Annotated in this window: 17 protein-coding genes; 7 read left to right on the plus strand and 10 right to left on the minus strand. The window is 63.4% G+C overall.

Going from position 1 to position 15,557, the window contains the following annotated elements; translation table 11 throughout:
• Nucleotides 1-98: 98 nt before the first annotated feature.
• Nucleotides 99-1,349 carry a Zn-dependent hydrolase gene (locus B6V75_RS05505; RefSeq protein ID WP_088718963.1) on the minus strand — a complete coding sequence of 417 codons (1,251 nt, stop codon included), beginning with the start codon at nucleotides 1,347-1,349 and terminating at the stop codon, nucleotides 99-101.
• Between the two features lie 127 nt (nucleotides 1,350-1,476).
• Here B6V75_RS05505 and B6V75_RS05510 point away from each other — a divergent pair, with 127 nt between their 5' ends.
• Complete coding sequence (locus B6V75_RS05510; RefSeq protein WP_088718964.1) at nucleotides 1,477-2,139, plus strand: TetR/AcrR family transcriptional regulator; 663 nt, start codon at nucleotides 1,477-1,479, stop codon at nucleotides 2,137-2,139.
• Nucleotides 2,140-2,143: 4 nt separating this feature from the next.
• On the opposite strand, the gene B6V75_RS05515 is transcribed toward B6V75_RS05510, so the two are convergent.
• A complete protein-coding gene (locus B6V75_RS05515; protein ID WP_088718965.1) occupies nucleotides 2,144-3,007 on the minus strand; it encodes a hypothetical protein in 864 nt (287 codons plus the stop codon).
• A gap of 176 nt (nucleotides 3,008-3,183) precedes the next feature.
• Between B6V75_RS05515 and B6V75_RS05520 the strand changes: the two genes are divergently transcribed.
• The gene (locus B6V75_RS05520; RefSeq protein ID WP_075774370.1) at nucleotides 3,184-3,765 is read left to right on the plus strand and encodes a VOC family protein; all 582 of its coding nucleotides are present in this window, start codon (nucleotides 3,184-3,186) and stop codon (nucleotides 3,763-3,765) included.
• A 125-nt stretch (nucleotides 3,766-3,890) separates the two neighbouring features.
• Here the strand turns inward: B6V75_RS05520 and B6V75_RS05525 are convergent, their stop codons facing one another.
• Complete coding sequence (locus B6V75_RS05525) at nucleotides 3,891-5,216, minus strand: aspartate aminotransferase family protein (protein WP_088718966.1); 1,326 nt, start codon at nucleotides 5,214-5,216, stop codon at nucleotides 3,891-3,893.
• Nucleotides 5,217-5,416: 200 nt separating this feature from the next.
• On the opposite strand from B6V75_RS05525, the gene B6V75_RS05530 reads away from it, so the two are divergent.
• A complete protein-coding gene (locus B6V75_RS05530) occupies nucleotides 5,417-6,067 on the plus strand; it encodes a TetR family transcriptional regulator C-terminal domain-containing protein (RefSeq protein ID WP_206185171.1) in 651 nt (216 codons plus the stop codon).
• A 112-nt stretch (nucleotides 6,068-6,179) separates the two neighbouring features.
• Nucleotides 6,180-6,812, plus strand: a complete 633-nt coding sequence (locus B6V75_RS05535) for a hypothetical protein (RefSeq protein ID WP_088718967.1) — start codon at nucleotides 6,180-6,182, stop codon at nucleotides 6,810-6,812.
• Nucleotides 6,813-6,822: 10 nt separating this feature from the next.
• Here the strand turns inward: B6V75_RS05535 and preA are convergent, their stop codons facing one another.
• A complete protein-coding gene (gene preA / locus B6V75_RS05540) occupies nucleotides 6,823-8,124 on the minus strand; it encodes an NAD-dependent dihydropyrimidine dehydrogenase subunit PreA (protein ID WP_075774367.1) in 1,302 nt (433 codons plus the stop codon).
• 3 nt (nucleotides 8,125-8,127) lie between these two features.
• Nucleotides 8,128-9,471, minus strand: coding sequence for an NAD(P)-dependent oxidoreductase (locus B6V75_RS05545; RefSeq protein ID WP_088718968.1), 1,344 nt, complete (start codon nucleotides 9,469-9,471; stop codon nucleotides 8,128-8,130).
• A gap of 295 nt (nucleotides 9,472-9,766) precedes the next feature.
• Here B6V75_RS05545 and accB point away from each other — a divergent pair, with 295 nt between their 5' ends.
• A complete protein-coding gene (gene accB, locus B6V75_RS05550) occupies nucleotides 9,767-10,267 on the plus strand; it encodes an acetyl-CoA carboxylase biotin carboxyl carrier protein (protein ID WP_088719397.1) in 501 nt (166 codons plus the stop codon).
• A 10-nt stretch (nucleotides 10,268-10,277) separates the two neighbouring features.
• Nucleotides 10,278-11,621, plus strand: coding sequence for an acetyl-CoA carboxylase biotin carboxylase subunit (gene accC, locus B6V75_RS05555; protein ID WP_075774365.1), 1,344 nt, complete (start codon nucleotides 10,278-10,280; stop codon nucleotides 11,619-11,621).
• A 45-nt stretch (nucleotides 11,622-11,666) separates the two neighbouring features.
• Here accC and B6V75_RS05560 read toward each other — a convergent pair whose 3' ends face one another.
• Nucleotides 11,667-12,377 carry a class I SAM-dependent methyltransferase gene (locus tag B6V75_RS05560; RefSeq protein ID WP_075774364.1) on the minus strand — a complete coding sequence of 237 codons (711 nt, stop codon included), beginning with the start codon at nucleotides 12,375-12,377 and terminating at the stop codon, nucleotides 11,667-11,669.
• 71 nt (nucleotides 12,378-12,448) lie between these two features.
• Here B6V75_RS05560 and aat point away from each other — a divergent pair, with 71 nt between their 5' ends.
• Nucleotides 12,449-13,087, plus strand: a complete 639-nt coding sequence (gene aat / locus B6V75_RS05565) for a leucyl/phenylalanyl-tRNA--protein transferase (RefSeq protein ID WP_088718969.1) — start codon at nucleotides 12,449-12,451, stop codon at nucleotides 13,085-13,087.
• On the opposite strand, the gene B6V75_RS05570 is transcribed toward aat, so the two are convergent.
• The 4 genes from B6V75_RS05570 to B6V75_RS05585 all read right to left on the minus strand — a co-directional run bounded on the left by B6V75_RS05570 (nucleotide 13,051) and on the right by B6V75_RS05585 (nucleotide 15,456).
• Complete coding sequence (locus B6V75_RS05570; RefSeq protein WP_075774362.1) at nucleotides 13,051-13,461, minus strand: DUF2155 domain-containing protein; 411 nt, start codon at nucleotides 13,459-13,461, stop codon at nucleotides 13,051-13,053. The two genes, aat and B6V75_RS05570, sit on opposite strands and share 37 nt — an antisense overlap.
• Complete coding sequence (mlaD, locus tag B6V75_RS05575; protein ID WP_075774361.1) at nucleotides 13,458-13,928, minus strand: outer membrane lipid asymmetry maintenance protein MlaD; 471 nt, start codon at nucleotides 13,926-13,928, stop codon at nucleotides 13,458-13,460. The genes B6V75_RS05570 and mlaD overlap by 4 nt, the downstream gene beginning before the upstream one ends.
• 12 nt (nucleotides 13,929-13,940) lie before the next feature.
• The gene (locus B6V75_RS05580) at nucleotides 13,941-14,315 is read right to left on the minus strand and encodes an NADH:ubiquinone oxidoreductase subunit NDUFA12 (RefSeq protein ID WP_075774360.1); all 375 of its coding nucleotides are present in this window, start codon (nucleotides 14,313-14,315) and stop codon (nucleotides 13,941-13,943) included.
• Nucleotides 14,316-14,385: 70 nt separating this feature from the next.
• Nucleotides 14,386-15,456 carry an acyltransferase gene (locus B6V75_RS05585; RefSeq protein ID WP_088718970.1) on the minus strand — a complete coding sequence of 357 codons (1,071 nt, stop codon included), beginning with the start codon at nucleotides 15,454-15,456 and terminating at the stop codon, nucleotides 14,386-14,388.
• Between the last annotated feature and the right edge of the window lie 101 nt (nucleotides 15,457-15,557).

A 15,557-nucleotide genomic window follows, 5' to 3' on the forward strand; every position in this document is an offset into this window, starting at 1 on the left:
TACCTCCCACGAAGGTCTTCCGCCTTCGATTATTTCAAGTATTCCGGGGGCTGGGCGCGCGAGCGCCTCAGGGGGCCGCGCCCCCTGCTCCGCCCGTCTCAGCTTACGATTTCCGCGGTTTCCAGCACTGCGTGGAACAGCACATCGGCACCCGCGCTCGCCCAGTCCTTGGAGATATCCTCGGCCTCGTTATGGCTCAGCCCGTCGACGCAGGGGCACATCACCATCGCCGTCGGCGCGACCGCGTTGATCCAGCAGGCATCATGGCCCGCGCCCGAAATGATGTCGCGATGCGAATAGCCCAGACGCTCGGCTGCGCTGCGCACGGCGCTCACGCAGGTCGGATCGAACGTGACCGGGTCGAACCCGCCGGTCTTCTCGAACTCCACCTCAAGGCCCATCTCGTTGCAGATTTTCTTCGCTCCCTCGCGCAGTCGCTTTTCCATATCCTGGATCACGCTCAGATCGGGCGAGCGGAAATCGACGGTGAACACGGCTTTGCCCGGTATCACGTTACGCGAATTCGGGTAGATGTCGATATGGCCCGCGGCGCCCACCGCGTGGGGCTTGTGCGACCAGGCGATCTCGTCGACCAGTTCCAGCACGCGCGCCATTCCGAGACCCGCATTCTTGCGCATCGGCATCGGGGTGGAGCCGGTATGCGCGTCCTTGCCGGTGATCGTCACTTGGGTCCAGCTGAGGCCCTGCCCATGCGTGACGACGCCGATATCCTTGCCCTCTGCCTCGAGGATCGGGCCCTGCTCGATATGCAGTTCGAACATCGCGTGCATCTTGCGCGCACCGACCTCTTCGTCGCCTACCCAGCCGATGCGTTTCAGTTCGTCGCCGAACTTCTTGCCTTCCGCGTCCTCGCGATCGTAAGCCCAGTCCTGCGTGTGAACGCCCGCGAAAACGCCCGAGGCCAGCATCGCCGGGGCGAAGCGCGTGCCCTCTTCGTTGGTCCAGTTGGTCACGACGATCGGATGCTTGGTCTTGATGCCCAGATCGTTCATCGAGCGCACCGCCTCCAGCGCGCCGAGCACACCGAGGACGCCGTCGTACTTACCGCCCGTGGGCTGCGTGTCGAGGTGGCTGCCCATGTAGACCGGCAGCGCATCGGGGTCTTCGCCTGCGCGGGTGGCGAACATGTTGCCCATCGTGTCGACGCCCATCGTCATGCCGGCCTCTTCGCACCATTTCTGGAACAGTGCGCGGCCTTCGGCATCCGCATCGGTAAGGGTTTGGCGATTATTGCCCCCGGCGACGCCGGGACCGATCTTGGCCATCTCCATGAGACTGTCCCAAAGGCGATCGGGATTGATGCGGAGGTTTTCTCCGGGTGCTGACATTTCATTACTCCCTGTCGGCTGCGTGGGGGTTATCCCCTCTTGCGACGAATCTTTTTCTGACCGTATGGTCAGGTTGAGTGGGCCACGGTCTGACCATTCGGTCAACAAAAATCAGGACGCAGTTCGAATGAAAGATGATGAGAGCGGCAAGCGCTCAAAAAATGGGCAAGCGAGCCGCGGCAGTCGGGCCGAGGCCCGGCGCGCTACCGAAGAGTCGATCCTGAAAGCTGCCGAGCGGGTCTTCGCGGAGGCCGGATTCGGCGGCGCCACGATGCAACTGATCGCGGATGTGGCGGGGCTGCCGAAAGCCAATCTCCATTACTATTTCGAGACGAAGGAGTCGCTCTATCGCCGGGTCGTAGAGCGCATTTTCAACATCTGGCTGGAAGCGGCGGATGTGTTCGACGCGGCAAGCGGCCCCGCCGAGGGGATCGGTGCCTATATCGACGCCAAAATGGAGATTTCGCGCAATCACCCGAACGGCTCGAAGGTCTGGGCGTCGGAGGTGATGCATGGCGCGCCGGTCATTCAGGACTACCTCGAGACCACGCTCCGCGACTGGACCGAGGGCCGCGCGGTTATCATCGAGCGCTGGATCGCGGAAGGCAAAATGGCCAAGGTCGATCCCCATCACCTGCTCTACATGCTCTGGGCCACCACCCAGCACTATGCCGATTTCTCGCATCAGATCGAGACCTTGAACGGCGGCGCCCCGCTGAGCGACGCTCAGTGGGAAGACGCGAAGACCTGCGTGAAAAGCATCGTGTTGCGCGGGATCGGCGTGAGCTGATCGCTCAGTTCGCTGCCGGATCGGCGGTGATATCCGGCGCGCCGACGGGTGCCGCGTTGGAGTTCGCCGGTGCGGGCGATTGCGAAGCCCCCTCCGACGCATCCGGCGCATTTGCGTCTGGCGCGGCTGGCAGCGTCTCGGTCTCGACCGGGCGCATCGGTGCACCGGCCACGCCTGCGGGCAGATGCGTCTTGGGCAGTTTCGAGCCCAGCAGCTCCTTCCCGTCCGAGATCGGCTCGACCGGGTCGGCTTCGAGTCCCACCGCCTCCGCGCCGGTATCCGAACAAATGTAAATCGCGCCACCGACGACGACCGCGGTGGCCGCAAGAGCGGGCGCCGAGGCTCCGGCCAGCACGCCGAGGCCCGCATCGCGCAGCTTCTTTTGCAGGTTGCCGGCCTGATCCGACACGATCATACCGCCGATTTTTTTGCCCAGAACCTTGCTCGCCGCGTCGCCCACGGCGCTTTCGGCCTCGTCGCGCAGATCGCCGGCGGCCTTTGCAGTCCCCTTGAGGCGCTCGCAAATGCTTTTCGACGGCTTGCGGCAGAGCCCGTAGGCGTCGCGCTCACCGCGGTCGTAGCCCAGATAGGTCTCGGCCTCCTTGTCCCATTGCAGGCAGAACGGGGCGCGGCTTTCGTCGTCCATTTCGGGCGTCAGCGCCCGCAGCGTGACCAGTGCCGGGCAGGTTACCTCCCCCTTCTCGCCGAAGAGCTTTTCCCGCAGCGAGCGGCTTTCCTTCAGCGCCGCATTGTCCGCGTCGTAAACGTAGGAATAGGTCTTGCCGCGAATGGAAGTTTCACACGGCACCAGTTCGGCCATGGCCGGCAGCGGGCATATCAGGGCGAGAACAAAGGTCAGGCGCAGCATCGCGAGTCTCCGGGCATCGCTGCGCACCATAGCTCACCCCCGCGCCGCGACAAGCTCGCGCAGCGCTGCGTGGCGACGCTCGGCGGGGTTTCGCGCGGCCCCGCACAGATCCTGTTCCTAGACCTGAGCGCTGCACGGGTTATCTTGATCGAGAGGCAATTCAGGCAGAGGACGACATGCGCAAGATGCAGGTTCAGGGGGTTCACCACATCACGCTGACCGGCGCGGATCGGCAGAGCTCCATCGATTTCTGGGAGGGTGTCCTGGGGATGCCGTTCATCTTCGATCAGCCCAATCTCGACAATGCCGACGAAGGGCATCTCTATTTCGATCCGGGTGACGGGCGGCTGATCACGATCTTCACGAACGAGACCCGCAAGCCTGTTCACGACCGCACGCCCACCGACCCGGGCTGCGTGCATCATCTAGCCTTCAATGTCTCGATGGCGACGCATCGGCAGGTCGTGGCAAGACTCGATGCGCGCGGGATCGCGCATTCCGGCGTGAAGGATCGCGGCTTTATGGATTCGATCTATTTCAAGGATCCGCTGGGACTCCTGATCGAGCTGGCCACCTACAAGTTCGAACCGCCGCGCGGAACGTCCCATGCCGAGGTCATGATCGAGGCGCATCGCATCCGGGTGGCGCGCGGCGACAATGCCATCGGTGAGGAACATCTCGCCGACGCGATCGAGATGATCGTCGAGCGCTCGCAGCAATCGCTGAGCGAGGATCGCGGGGCGAAGAACCCGTACTGAGCGACGCGCCGTCTCGGACGTCAGAATGGCGCGGGGCGACTAGCCCCGGGCCGCGCATCAACCCGCAACGAGAAACGGCCGCGCAATCCCTGCGCGGCCGTCTTGTCATCTCGGCTTGAGCCCGATCACTCAACCTCTTCGAGCACCTCTTTGAGCGTGCCGACCAGCTGGTCGATCTGCTCTTTCGAGATGATCAGCGGCGGGCTCATCGCGATGATGTCGCCGGTCGTGCGGATCAGGATGCCTTTCTCATAGGCCTTCAGGAAGGCCGAGAAGGCGCGCTTCGTGGGTTCGCCCGCGATCGGCTCCAGCTCGACCGCACCGATCAGGCCCTCGTTGCGGATGTCGATCACGTTGCGCACGCCCTTGAGCGAATGAAGCGCATCTTCCCAATAGGGAGCGAGCTCGGCGGCCCGCTCGAACAGCCCCTCTTCGCGATACGTCTCGATCGTCGCAATCCCGGCCGCGGCGGCGATCGGGTTGCCCGAATAGGTGTAGCCATGGAACAGCTCGATCATATGCTCGGGGCCGTTCATGAAGGCGTCGTGGACCTCGGCCGTCGTCAATACCGCGCCCATCGGGATTACGCCGTTGGTCAAGCCCTTTGCGGTCGTGATCATGTCCGGCACGACGCCGTATTTCTCGGCAGCGAAGGCCGCGCCCGTGCGCCCGAAGCCGGTGATCACCTCGTCGAAGATCAGCAGGATGCCGTGCTTCTTGGTGATGTCGCGCAGCTTCTGCAGGTAGCCCTTCGGCGGCAGCAGCACGCCGGTCGAGCCCGCCACCGGCTCCACGATGACGGCAGCGATGGTCTCGGCGCCATGCAGCGCGATGATCCGCTCGAGGTCGTCGGCCAGATGCGCGCCATGCTCGGGGCAGCCCTTCGACCAACGGTTCTCCTCGGGCAGATGGGTGTGCGGCAGGTGATCGACCCCCGGCACGAGCGGACCGAAGGTCTTGCGGTTGGTGACGATGCCGCCCACCGAGATACCGCCGAAGTTCACGCCGTGATAGCCGCGCTCGCGCCCGATCAGGCGCGTGCGAGCCCCGTCGCCGCGCGCACGGTGATAGCCGATGGCGAGTTTCAGCGCGGTCTCGACCGATTCCGAGCCCGAGTTGGTATAGAACACATGCGCCATCTCGTCGGGCGCGATGTCGAGGATGCGGTTCGCAAGCTCGAACGCAATCGGGTGGCCCATCTGGAAGGCGGGCGCGTAATCGAGCTCGGCCGCCTGTTTCTGGATCGCCTCGGTGATCTTCGGGCGGCAATGGCCCGCGTTGCAGCACCACAGGCCTGCCGTGCCGTCGAGCACCTGGCGCCCGTCGGAGGTGGTGTAATGCATATCCTTCGCGCCGACGAACATGCGCGGGTTCTTCTTGAACTGGCGGTTCGCCGTGAAGGGCATCCAGAAAGCGTTGAGATCATTGGGGGACTTGCGGTCGAGCGCCATGGGAAAACTCCGGTCGGAAGGCCGGGTCGGAACGCGGCCGGGATGTCTAGTTTGACCGAACGGTCAGACTCACGCTAGCACAGCTTGGGAACCAGTCAAGCGGCCTTCACCTGGCGTTTATAGCGCGCTCTCCTGCCTGTAGCGATTGATCCTGCAGTCACGCTTCGGTTAACGTAAACGACGCATTGGGAGACGAATACTTGGCAGACGACCTCGAACCGCGCGACTTCACCGGCGACGACGACGGCAAGCGCCCGCTGACCCGGATTCAGAAGGTCAATCGCGGCAAGATTCTCGAGGCGGCGCTGGACGTGTTCTCCGCGCATGGTTTCCGGGGTGCGACGCTCGACCAGATCGCAGCGGAAGCGGGGCTGAGCAAGCCGAACGTGCTCTATTACTTTCCCTCCAAGGAGGCGATCCACGAGGCACTTCTGGAAGGGCTTCTCGATATCTGGCTCGCGCCGCTGCGCGCGATCTCCGCCGAGGGCGAGCCGCGTGAGGAAATAATGCGCTACATGCGTCGCAAGCTCGAGATGAGCCGCGAGATGCCGCGCGAAAGTCGACTGTTCGCCAACGAGGTGCTGCAGGGCGCACCGCGTATGGGCGCGGAATTATCCACCGACCTCAAGACCTTGGTGGACGAGAAGGCGCAGATCATCGAAGGCTGGATCGCTGAGGGCCGCCTCGCGCCCGTCGATCCGCACCACCTGATCTTCTCGATCTGGGCGCTCACCCAGCATTACGCGGATTTCGACACGCAGGTGCGCGCGGTCCTCGGCCCGGGCAAGGAGCCGCTGGAAGGGGCCGCCCCCTTCCTAGACCTGCTCTTCGCGCGGCTTCTGGCGCCCTGAGCGGTTAAGCCTTCCGCAACCATTTCCGAAGTTTCCGCCGGATCTTAACGGTCTGGTAACACCCTCGACGCAGTTTGAGCATGCGTGGGGGCGCAAGAAAATGGAGCTCGGAATGGACCGGATTTCGGGGTTGATGCCTCAGATCGGGTGGTCGCCTCTATTGACGGTCGCGGCCCCGAAAACAGCGCCTGCCAGCAAGGTGGAGGCGCCTGCGGATGCGGCCAATACCAACGGCGGCCTCGGCGCGAATGTAGACACCCAGACGTCGCAGGATCGCGCGAAGCAAGTGCGGGCCTTGGAGGCGCGCGCGGCGCGCGGCGCAGATGCGTCGAAAGACGAAGGCCAGGATCGGGGCACGGAGGATTTGAACCAATCATCCCGCGCAATTGGCATGAGCGATGGGGGCGCGCGTCCCGATCCCGACGCCTTGACCGGCCCGATCCCGACCTTCGAGGTCACGCCGCTCGAAGCGCAGGCGGCAGCACTCTGGGCGGCACCGGATCTTATGCCAACCCCGGAGGGTCCTGAGCCTGAGCCGGTACGGATTGTCACCGCCCCGCTCGCCGACACATCGACGGCGAAGAAAGAGGCCGAAACCTACCACGCTGCCGAGATCCATCCGGAGACTGCGCCACAGACGGCAGAGAAAAAAGACGCGCCGCCCGATACTCGGAACAGCGCGCCTCAGGAGGGTTGGTCTCAGGTGCCCCCGCAGGTCGCGCCGAACCTCGACGTGACCCGTTAAGCCCCTGCCCTTATTCGGCTGCGGTCGCAGCGGAGGGGTTGTTGGGATGGCTCGTCCAGTTAGCATAATCGCCGACCGTCTCGCCAGTGCGTGGATCCACCTCACCCTTGTCCATCTTGCGCATCGTGATGCACTCAACCGGGCAGACCTCGACGCAGAGGTTGCAGGCCACGCATTCCTCGTCCTTGACCGAATAGACACGGTCGTCGGACACCGCGATCGCCTGGTGCGAGGTGTCCTCGCAGGCGGCATAGCAGCGACCGCATTTGATGCAATCTTCCTGATTGATCTCTGCCTTGGTGACGTAGTTGAGATTGAGATACTGCCAATCGGTCACATTCGGCACCGCGCGGCCCACCAATTCGGAGGTCGAGGTAAAGCCCTTGCGATCCATGTATTCCGACAGGCCGGAAATCATCTCCTGCACGACTTTGAAGCCGTAGGTCATCGCCGCCGTGCAGACCTGCACGTTGCCAGCCCCGAGCGCCATGAACTCTGCCGCATCGCGCCAGGTGGTCACGCCACCGATGCCCGAGATCGGCAGACCGGCCGTATCGGGATTGCGCGCGATCTCGGCCACCATGTTCAGCGCGATCGGCTTCACCGCCGGACCGCAATAGCCGCCATGGGTGCCTTTGCCGTCAATGGTGGGCTCCGGCGCGAAGTCGTCCAGATCGACCGAGGTGATCGAATTGATCGTGTTGATCAGCGAGACCGCATCGGCCCCACCGCGCTTCGCGGCTTCCGCCGGGCGACGGATATCGGTGATGTTCGGCGTGAGCTTCACGATCACCGGCAGGCTGCAATATTGCTTACACCAGCGGGTGACCATCTCGATATATTCGGGGACCTGACCGACAGCCGACCCCATGCCGCGCTCGGCCATGCCATGCGGGCAACCGAAGTTCAGCTCGATCCCGTCGGCGCCGGTTTCCTCGACCAGCGGCAGGATCGCCTTCCAGCTTTCCTCGTCGCAGGGCACCATCAGCGAGACGATGATCGCGCGGTCCGGGTAGTCCTGCTTCACCGCCTTGATTTCGCGCAGGTTTGTCTGCAGCGGACGGTCGGTGATCAGCTCGATATTGTTGAGACCGAGCAGACGGCGATCCGCGCCGTAGATCGCGCCATAACGCGGGCCGTTGACGTTGACGACTGGCGGACCTTCCGAGCCCAGCGTCTTCCACACGACCCCACCCCAACCGGCTTCGAAGGCACGGCGGACATTGTATTCCTTGTCCGTCGGCGGCGCGGAAGCGAGCCAGAACGGATTGGGGGATTTGATACCGATGAATTCAGAAGTCAGATCGGCCATCTCTTAGCCCTCCATCAGGAATTGGTGGATTTCTTCAGCTGCATCGCGCCCCTGCGCGACCGCCGTCACGGTCAGGTCTTCGCCGGCATGGGTGCAATCGCCCCCCGCCCAGACCCGTTCGACCGAGGTGCGGCCTGCGCCGTCCACCTTGATCTTGCCGCCCGCGACCTCGATCTTCGGAGGCATGTCGCCCAGCGTCTGACCGATCGCCTTGAAGACCTGATCGGCGGGCAGTTTGAAGGTCGCGTCGGTCATCTCGAGACCGTCGGGGCCCTTCTTCGTATAGGCAAACTCGACCTGACGCACCGCGCCGTTGCCGTGGATGGCGATGGGGGCGGCGTTCTCGATGATGTTCACGCCATGGGTCAGCGCGTGCTCCTGCTCGACCGTGCTGGCGGGCATCTCGGCGCGCGAACGACGGTAGACGAGGGTCACGTTGAGCGCACCCAGCAGCTTCGACTGCACTGCGGCGTCGACCGCCGTCATGCCGCCGCCGATCACGACCACATCGCGCCCGATCGGCAGTTCGGCCAAATCGGAGGCCTGACGCAACTCCGCGATGAACTCGGTCGCGGGGCGGATACCGTCCTTGTCTTCGCCATCGAGGCGCAGCGCGTTCACGCCCGACAGGCCCATCCCGAGGAAAACAGCGTCGAAATCGCCCAGCAGCTCGACCAGATCGCCGTCACCGGCGCGGCCCAATTGCCAGTTTTCGACCACGGTGATGCCGCCGATCTGCAGCAGCCAGTCAACTTCCGCCTGCGCGAACCCGCCCGGCGTCTTGTAGCTCGCGATACCGTATTCATTGAGGCCGCCTGGCTTCGAGCGCGCGTCATAGACGGTGACCTCGTGGCCCTTCATCGCGAGACGGTGCGCACAGGCGAGACCTGCGGGCCCGGCGCCCACGACGGCGACCGATTTGCCCGTGCTCGCGGCGCGAGTGTAGGGGTGGCTTTGCTTGGCCATCAGCGTATCGGTCGCGTAGCGCTGCAGCGCGCCGATCTCGACCGGCTCGCCCTCCGACTCCATGCGAACGCAGGACCCTTCGCAGAGATTTTCCGTCGGGCAGACGCGGGCGCACATACCGCCCATGATGTTCTGATCGAAGATCGTCTTCGCTGCGGCTTCCGGTGTTCCGGTCGAGATCTGCCGGATGAACAGAGGGATGTCGATCGCGGTCGGGCACGCCTCCATGCATGGCGCATCATAGCAGAAATAGCAGCGATCGGCCGCGATGCGGGCCTCTTGCGCCCCAAGTGGCGGCGCGTGATCGGCGAAATTGGTGCAGTAGCTTTCCGGGTCGAGCCGTGCTGGCGCGATCCCTTCGGTGAGCTGGCTATTGGACACTTGCGGGCTCCCTGTCAGTTTTTCTTGTTCCCTACGCTCGCACAGGATTGAATTTTATCAAGTGGTAAAATATGCCGCAGCGCGGCGGGCCGCCAATTTCCCGTCCGATTGCCCGGTTGTTGAGCAGTTTCTACCCCACGCATGCTCAAATACCGGGCAATCACGAGATCGCGACCCCCTGACAACCGGACGGCCGATGCGCCTTTTCACCGCGCGTTACCTCGCGTATAACCGCCCTCAGCATCAAAGAGCCCCGCAGAATGGGCTCCATTTCAAAGCACCCTTCGAGGACCGCATGACCAAAAATACCCGTGACAACGACGTGGCCTTCATTCAGGCCCTTGCCGAACTGCTCAATGCGAACGAGCTGACCGAAATCGCCGTGACCCGCGATTACGCGCAAGATGACAGCCTGAAAGTGCGGGTGTCGAAACAGACCAATATCGTGCACGCTGCCGCCCCTGCCCCCGCAGCAGCCCCCGCTCCGGCACCCGTTGCTGCCCCGGCTGCCCAACCCGCGGCCGCAGAGCAATCCGCGCCCGTCGAAGACCCCGCCGATCACCCCGGCGCCGTGGCCTCGCCCATGGTAGGCACCGCCTATCTCTCGCCCGAGCCGGGCGCATCGGCCTTCGTGAAGGTCGGCGACCAGGTCAAGGAAGGCCAGACGCTGATGATCGTCGAGGCGATGAAAACCATGAACCATATCCCCGCCCCGAAGTCGGGCACCGTGAAGCGCATCCTCGTCGATGACGGTCAGCCGGTCGAATATGGCTCGACCCTGATGATCGTCGAATAAGGGGGCCGGTATGTTCGACAAGATCCTGATCGCCAACCGGGGCGAGATCGCGCTGCGCGTGATCCGTGCCTGCCGCGAGATGGGGATCGCCTCGGTCGCGGTCCATTCGACGGCGGATTCGGACGCGATGCATGTGCGCATGGCCGATGAATCGGTCTGCATCGGCCCGAACTCCTCGAGCCAATCCTACCTTTCGGTGCCCGCCATCGTCGCGGCCTGCGAAATCACCGGCGCTCAGGCGATCCACCCGGGCTACGGGTTCCTGTCCGAGAATGCCGCCTTCGTGCAGGTGCTCGAGGATCACGGCATTACCTTCATCGGCCCGTCCGCCGCCCATATTCGCATCATGGGCGACAAGATCACCGCGAAGGAAACCGCGAAAAATCTTGGCATTCCGGTCGTTCCGGGCTCGGCGGGCGGTGTTCCCGATACCGAATCCGCGAAGCAGATCGCGGCCGATATGGGCTATCCGGTCATCATCAAGGCCACCGCCGGCGGCGGCGGTCGCGGGATGAAGGTCGCGAGATCCGAAGAAGAACTTGAGGTCGCGTTCCGCACCGCGCGTTCCGAGGCGAAAGCCGCCTTCGGCAATGACGAAGTCTATATCGAGAAATACCTTCAGAAGCCGCGCCATATCGAAGTGCAGGTCTTCGGCGACGGCAAGGGCCGCGGCGTCCATCTGGGCGAGCGCGACTGCTCTCTCCAGCGCCGCCACCAGAAGGTGCTCGAAGAGGCCCCCGGCCCGTCGATCACGCCAGAAGAGCGTGCCCGCATCGGCAGCATCTGCGCCAACGCGATCGGTGAGATGGGCTATTCCGGTGCGGGCACGATCGAGTTCCTCTACGAGGATGGCGAGTTCTATTTCATCGAGATGAACACCCGCCTTCAGGTCGAACACCCGGTGACCGAGGCGATCTTCGGCGTCGATCTTGTGCGTCAGCAGATCAAGGTCGCCGCCGGCGAGCCGATGGAGTTCGATCAGGACAAGCTCTCGATCCGGGGTCACGCGATCGAAGTGCGGATCAATGCCGAGAAACTGCCGAACTTCGCGCCCTGCCCCGGCAAGATCACCCATTACCACGCGCCGGGCGGCCTTGGCGTGCGGATGGATAGCGCGCTTTATGACGGCTATTCGATCCCGCCCTATTACGACAGCCTCATCGCGAAGCTGATCGTGCATGGCCGCGACCGCCACGAGGCGCTGCAGCGCCTGCATCGCGCGCTTGGCGAGCTGATCGTGGACGGGGTGGATACGACCGTTCCGTTGTTCAACGCGCTCCTGCAAGAGCCCGACATCCAGAGCGGCAACTACTCGATCCACTGGCTCGAGAAATGGCTCGAGAAAAACCTCTGAGCGGGTCGACATTGACGAAAACGCCCCCGGTTTCGGGGGCGTTTTTCATTTCGGGGTCAGCAGGCAGGTGCCGCGCTTTTTCTCTTTATCCTTGGGGCGATAGTAATCGCCGATATGGCTGCGTTGGCCTTGTCCGATCTGCTCCCAGTCGAGCCAATGGCAGTCGTAATCGAGCACATCTGCCATTGCGGTCATCGCCGGGAAGGATGGAATTCCGATCAACGCTTTCTCCTGCCCGTCGATCTGCGGGATCGAGTTCAGCTCGTTATCGGTGCGCTCGCGCATCAGCAGAATGATCGGCCCCGGGCGCTGTGCGAATTCGCTGTCCACGATTACCAGTTCGGGCCCCAGCTGGCGCACCAGCTGGAACAACCGGAAATGGTCCATGACGTGGTAGAGAATGCCGAGAACACCGACCACGTCGAAGCGCTCGCCCGCGTCGATCAGCTTCTGCATTCCGTCGAAGATGTCGTCGCAGATCAGCTTCACCTTCTCGCGCAGATGCGCGCGGGGGAACTGCTCGAAGCGGTCGATCAGCTCCTGCCGCCCTTCGATTCCCACCACTTCCGAGGCTCCCGCAGCGGCGAAGGCATAGGCCCAGCGACCATCATGCGCCGCCAGATCGAGCACACGCTTGCCCGCGATCTCCTGCTCGAGCGGCTTGATGATCATCTTGTGGCGCAGGTTCATCCGCTCCACCGTACCGGGATCCTCGGCATATCGATCGATCTCGGGGAGGAAATCGTAGAAACCCATATTTGCGCTCGGCCCCGCTCTGGTTCATCTTGTTGGCGAGCCTAGGCGTAACGGGAAAACCGGGCAAGACAATGACGGACAGACTGAGCGCGGAACTACTTCTCGCCGGATATGCGCAGGGCATCTTCCCGATGGCTGAAAGCCGCGGCAATCCGCAGCTTCACTGGTTCGACCCAGCCTTGCGCGGGATCGTCCCCTTGGACAAATTCCACATTTCGCGCTCTCTCGCGAAAGTCATCCGGCGCGGGGATTACAGTATTTCGACAAATGCCGCGTTTCGCGGCGTGGTCGAAGGCTGTGCCGACCGCGACGAGACATGGATCAACGGACCGCTCTTCGCGCTCTACGATCAGCTCCACGCCGCAGGCTTCGCGCATAGCCTGGAGGTCTGGCAGGATGGGAGACTCGCGGGCGGCATCTTCGGGATCACCCTTGGCGGAGCGTTCTTCGGAGAGAGCATGTTCTCGCGCCGTCCCAATGCCTCGAAAGTGGCGCTCGCCTACCTGGTGGACCGGCTGCGTCAGACGGGGTTCAGCTTGCTCGATACGCAATACATCACGCCGCATCTGGCTTCGATGGGCGCGGTCGAGGTGACCCGAAACGAATATCGCGCGCGGCTCGCGCAGGCGCTGCCCCGAGAGTGCGACTTCACCTCAGGCGCGATCCCCGCGCCTCAGTCACTTTTGCATCGGATGACCCAGACGTCGTAACGCGGGTGATCGAGTGCCGAGAGCGCCGGGCTCGAAGCAATCATCCAGCCTGCGAAATCGGGCTGTGGCTTGTCCTCTTCGGTTACCGTCACATAGGCATAGGCATCGGAGGACGGATCGTCGGCCGGGTAGCGGCATTCGCGTAGCGTTACCGTGATGAACCCGTATTTCACGCTCTGCCCGACATTCAGATTGATGTCCGAGGCGATGCCCGACACCTTGTCGAGCCCGCGCAGCATCGCGCCCGTACCGTCAGCCAGCCCTTTCGCGGGCTCATCCTGCGGGATCTGGTCGTCCGGCGTCGTTTGCGTGAAGTCCTGTGCGACAGCGAGCCCTGGAACGAGTGCTGCGATCAAAACCAAAGCGCGGATCATTGCGCCCCCTCCCCTGCGCCGTCGCCACTGCCGCCACCTGCGAATTTCAGCATCAGGTTCAGCATCGAGACCGCGCTCTGCGTGTCGAGAATTTCATCACCCGGCTTGAGATCGTCGATCGCTCCGCCGGGGATCAGTTCGATATAGTTCGCGCCCAAGAGCCCGTCTTGCGTCACCGCGATCACCGTATCCTCGGGCAGCGCAACGCCCTTCTTCACCGAGATCGTGGTGTCGGCGAAGAACGTCTTGGGGTTCAGCGCGACATCCGTCACCGTCCCAACCTTCACGCCCGCAAGTCGCACATCGGTGCCGGGCACGACGCCCCCGATCGACCGGAAGGAGGCATGCAGCGGATAGGAACCACCATCGGCCCCGATTCCCATGCCACGCCCCGCCCAGAGCAAAAAGCCCAGTGCCACGACCAGCACGATCGCGCCGGTAATGATCTCGGTGCGGTTTTCGCTCATAGCGCGGTGGCCTTACTCGGGCTGCCAAGCCTCGTAATCGCGGCGCTCGACCGGGTGCGCGAGGCGAATCGACCCCGGCGGCACATAGGCCGCTTCGGTGCCGGTGTGGTTCTGCTCATGCGGCTTTTCCCATGGCTTATGGGCCAGCGGTTTGTCGGTCGGCGGCTCGTCATAGGTGAAGTGGATCCAGCCATGCCAGTCCGGAGGAATACGGCTCGCTTCGCTCTCGCCGTTATAGATCACCCAGCGGCGCTTGGCGTCCTTGGTGCGGTAATAGATGTTGCCTTGCTCGTCCTCGCCAACTTTCACGCCCTTGCGCGCGGTGAAAAGCTGCGTGCCGACGGTCGAGCCGTTCCACCAGGTGAGAATTCGAAGCAGAAACTTCATGGGGCAACCTCCGCAATGCGTCCCGCCTGTTATATCCGCTGGGGCGTCGAGGTCCAGTACCCGTGCGGGCTCAAGGCGCCTGCGAAGCGGAATTTGCCTGCGGAATCTGCCCGCGGCGAAGGATTTTCATCGCCGGACGCTCGACCCAGTGCCACGACAGCATCGCGAGCGCGACGGTGATCGGCGTTGCGAGGGCGATATTGGAAAGCGGGCCCATCTCGCCCAAGAGCGCCACGACCATCCCCTGCACAGGGAAAGCGTAGATATAGATACCGTAGGAGTAGTCGCCCACCCGATTGAACTCGCGCAACCTTCCCGAAGGCAGCCCCGCCAGCCAGAGCGTTGCGTAGGAGACAGCGAGTGCCATCGACGGATACGCCAGAGGGCCGTGCATACTGATAGCCGCCAGAACCGCGAGGGGAAGGGCTACCACCGGCGAGGCCGGGATGCGCGCACGCATCAGGTAGGCCCCCATGCCGAGGAAAAAGGGCAGCCCCGGATACCAGAGCGAGCGAAGCGCATAGGCTCCGGGAAAATCGAATGCGGGGGCTTGGCTGAGGCCCGCTAGACCTACTAGAACCGCGGTCATCAGCAGGAGCGGCTTGCGCATCAAGCCAAGCACGCCGAGCAGTGCGACGACCACGTAGAGCCGTATCTCGACCGGCAGCGTCCACAGCGAGCCCTGAACCGTCGGATAGGGATTGCCCTCGAAAACACCAGGCAGATTGTAATCGAGCCGGACGAGACTCACATTGCCGAGCCACGCCAGCCATGTCTCGACCGAGGCGAGGTAGTCGGCCGGGGACAGTCGGCTGAAAATCGGCCCGATGACGAAGGTGACCAGCGAGATCGAGACGATCAACCCGGGGTAAATCCGCGCCACGCGGGCGCGGACATAGCGCCATGGGCTGCTGGAACGCTCGAAGCTCGCCGAGATCAGGAAGCCCGAAATCGCGAAGAACACGAATACCGCAAGCGCACCGAGGCTGAAGCCGGTCGCGGCCTCGAGCGGTTCCAGCGCTCCCGGTCCGAGGCTGATCGGCCAAGCATGCGACACGAGCACGCAGGACGCTGCGATCAGGCGGATCAGGTTGAGATTGTTGTTCTGCCCCGCTGCGAGCGGCGCAAAGCTCTGCCTCATGTCCTTGCCCTTCTGCGAGGGGAATGCGCCAAGGACTAGCGCAAACCCTTCCGCACGAGAAGAATCATGTCGCAAAACAAAGGGGCGAACCGAAGCTCGCC

It is taken from the genome of Thioclava sp. F1Mire-8, assembly GCF_002213165.1.
Taxonomy (GTDB): domain Bacteria; phylum Pseudomonadota; class Alphaproteobacteria; order Rhodobacterales; family Rhodobacteraceae; genus Thioclava; species Thioclava nitratireducens.

Coding starts and splice junctions, on each gene's coding strand:
- B6V75_RS05505 (WP_088718963.1), bottom strand. CDS start 1,349: ATGTCAGCACCCGGAGAAAACCTCCGCATCAATCCCGATCGCCTTTGG.
- B6V75_RS05535 (WP_088718967.1), top strand. CDS start 6,180: ATGGACCGGATTTCGGGGTTGATGCCTCAGATCGGGTGGTCGCCTCTA.
- B6V75_RS05515 (WP_088718965.1), bottom strand. CDS start 3,007: ATGCTGCGCCTGACCTTTGTTCTCGCCCTGATATGCCCGCTGCCGGCC.
- mlaD (WP_075774361.1), bottom strand. CDS start 13,928: ATGAGCGAAAACCGCACCGAGATCATTACCGGCGCGATCGTGCTGGTC.
- B6V75_RS05580 (WP_075774360.1), bottom strand. CDS start 14,315: ATGAAGTTTCTGCTTCGAATTCTCACCTGGTGGAACGGCTCGACCGTC.
- B6V75_RS05520 (WP_075774370.1), top strand. CDS start 3,184: ATGCGCAAGATGCAGGTTCAGGGGGTTCACCACATCACGCTGACCGGC.
- B6V75_RS05510 (WP_088718964.1), top strand. CDS start 1,477: ATGAAAGATGATGAGAGCGGCAAGCGCTCAAAAAATGGGCAAGCGAGC.
- accC (WP_075774365.1), top strand. CDS start 10,278: ATGTTCGACAAGATCCTGATCGCCAACCGGGGCGAGATCGCGCTGCGC.
- B6V75_RS05525 (WP_088718966.1), bottom strand. CDS start 5,216: ATGGCGCTCGACCGCAAGTCCCCCAATGATCTCAACGCTTTCTGGATG.
- accB (WP_088719397.1), top strand. CDS start 9,767: ATGACCAAAAATACCCGTGACAACGACGTGGCCTTCATTCAGGCCCTT.
- B6V75_RS05585 (WP_088718970.1), bottom strand. CDS start 15,456: ATGAGGCAGAGCTTTGCGCCGCTCGCAGCGGGGCAGAACAACAATCTC.
- B6V75_RS05560 (WP_075774364.1), bottom strand. CDS start 12,377: ATGGGTTTCTACGATTTCCTCCCCGAGATCGATCGATATGCCGAGGAT.
- B6V75_RS05570 (WP_075774362.1), bottom strand. CDS start 13,461: ATGATCCGCGCTTTGGTTTTGATCGCAGCACTCGTTCCAGGGCTCGCT.
- preA (WP_075774367.1), bottom strand. CDS start 8,124: ATGGCCGATCTGACTTCTGAATTCATCGGTATCAAATCCCCCAATCCG.
- aat (WP_088718969.1), top strand. CDS start 12,449: ATGACGGACAGACTGAGCGCGGAACTACTTCTCGCCGGATATGCGCAG.